Genomic DNA, 1,916 nt, shown 5'->3' with positions numbered 1-1,916 from the left:
AATCTATAGACCAGTGGTCTATAGAGGTCGATGGACGGTCGTCCGCCGCCACGCGTCAAGGAGTCCTACATGCGCGCACCGGTCACGGCGATCGATCAACCGCAACGCACCCGCTCATTTGCCCGCGTGCTTGGACCGTTTATCACCGTGGTCCCCGCCATCGTCGCGATCCGAGCCGGAAGCATCGGGAGCCAGTTGGCAAGCTTTTCTAAAGATCCGATGTGGCCGTGGCTACTAGGGGCGCTGCTGTTCTTCTCTGGCCTGTTCGTGGTCGCGTTCCACCAATACTGCGCAGCGTCGCCGCCGTAATCATCTCGCTGTTCGGCTGGTTCCTACTGCTGCGCGGTGTCGCATTGCTCGCTATGCCGCAGCCGATCGTCGACGCAGCCAAATCTGCCACCGAAACATCGGGTGCTGCATTGGCCGCCGTGAGAATTGGCTTCGGCCTGATCGCACTATGCGGTCTATACCTGGCATTTGTGGGCTGGGTGAAAAAGTCCGGCTGAACCACGTCCGCCATGACACGCGTCGTCAAACCCAAGAACGTCCGGCAGGCCGAAGTGCTCGACCGGGCGCTGGCGCTGTTCCTCGAACGTGGTTACGAGAACGTCCGCCTCAACGATCTGCTCGCGGTCGCAGGTACGTCGAAAGGCGCCTTCTACCACTACTTTCCGTCCAAAGAAGCACTGGTGACCGCGCTTGCTCAGCGCAGCGCCGCTGAAGCTTTCGACGCCTTGCGTCCGGTCTTCGCCCAGCCCGGCAAGAACGCGCTCGAACGGCTCAATGCCGGGCTGGCAGCGAGTTACCGGGTCAAGATGGCCATGGGTGCTCCCGAACAGATCGGGGCAACGACATCAATGCTGAAACCCGAAAACCAGGCCCTGTTCCAAAGAATCGTCACCATCTGGGAGGACCTGTTCCGGCCCGTTCTCACTGAAGTCATCACCGAGGGGGTACGCGAGGGTGTGTTCGATACCTTCGATCCCGAAGGTGTCGGTGACATGATTCAGGGATTCGCCGCCAGCATGCAGACGAACCTCGTCAAAGTGCTCAATTCGCCCGATGCGAGATCGCGACGCAAGGCGATCGATGACGCCGTGCGGCGCCTCAAGCTCCATGGCATCGCGGTGGATCGGGTCCTCGGCCTACCCGACGGGGCGACGACAGTGCTCGACCGCAAGCAAGTGGAAGCGATGGTCGCCGATGTGAAGCCCCGACCGTCCGGTTAGCCATTGGGCCCTGGAAGGCCCTTGGTTCGCCGTCATTCGCGGGATGACAAGTCTTCCCGCTCGGCGACGGGCTGGTCCACACTGATGGAATGAAGGTTTGTGATTTCACCGCCGCCGCCGTGACGGCAGCGCCTCGACCGTCGGCTTGGGTGGCCTGATGGTGCCCGCCAGCGGGCCTGAGCCCAAGCCGCGCCGCGTGCTCAATGGCATCTCGGACGTACGCGCGTTCTTTCACACCAACGCAGTGCCGCTGTACTTCATCTCGCCGACCCCGTTCAACCTGTTAGGAATCGACCGCTGGATACGAAACTTCTTCTACCTCACGTACTTTGACTCTTTTGAGGGCACGCATTCGCGTGTATTCGTCCCCCGGCGGCGCGACCGGCTTGATTTCGACTCCATGGGCGACGTGTGCAACCACCTCCTGACCGATCCTGAGACGCTCGAGTTCATCGCGGGCCGAGGGCCCGGCGGTAAGGCCTGCTTTGTGATGCTGGACGAAGAGACTCAGGCCCTCGCGCGGCAGGCGGGCCTCGAGGTCATGCACCCCTCGGTGGAGCTGCGCAATCGGCTGGGCTCCAAGACCGTCATGACGCGCCTAGCCGACGAGGCGGGCGTAGCAAGCGTGCCGCATGTGATGGGGCGGGCCGGCTCCTACGACGAGCTGCTGGCGCTCGCGCAGGGCGC

General features: G+C 62.6%; 2 protein-coding genes and 1 pseudogene. All 3 read left to right on the top strand.

All coding sequences use genetic code 11. From position 1 onward, the window contains the following. Positions 1-69 precede the first annotated feature (69 nt). The gene (locus tag WBF82_RS00705) at positions 70-309 is read left to right on the top strand and encodes a hypothetical protein (RefSeq protein WP_424381190.1); all 240 of its coding nucleotides are present in this window, start codon (positions 70-72) and stop codon (positions 307-309) included. A gap of 209 nt (positions 310-518) precedes the next feature. Continuing rightward, positions 519-1,229: a TetR/AcrR family transcriptional regulator gene (locus WBF82_RS00700; RefSeq protein WP_424381189.1), complete on the top strand. Its 711-nt coding sequence runs from the start codon at positions 519-521 to the stop codon at positions 1,227-1,229. 154 nt (positions 1,230-1,383) lie between these two features. Next, positions 1,384-1,916 (top strand): annotated as a pseudogene (locus WBF82_RS00695) (biotin carboxylase); the annotation flags it as partial.

The sequence above is a fragment of the Mycobacterium sp. genome, assembly GCF_049673265.1.
In the GTDB taxonomy this organism is placed as follows: domain Bacteria; phylum Actinomycetota; class Actinomycetes; order Mycobacteriales; family Mycobacteriaceae; genus Mycobacterium.
Note: the sequence above shows the minus strand (reverse complement) of the source record. Positions and strands in the feature narration are given on the sequence as shown.

Coding starts and splice junctions, on each gene's coding strand:
- WBF82_RS00705 (WP_424381190.1), top strand. CDS start 70: ATGCGCGCACCGGTCACGGCGATCGATCAACCGCAACGCACCCGCTCA.
- WBF82_RS00700 (WP_424381189.1), top strand. CDS start 519: ATGACACGCGTCGTCAAACCCAAGAACGTCCGGCAGGCCGAAGTGCTC.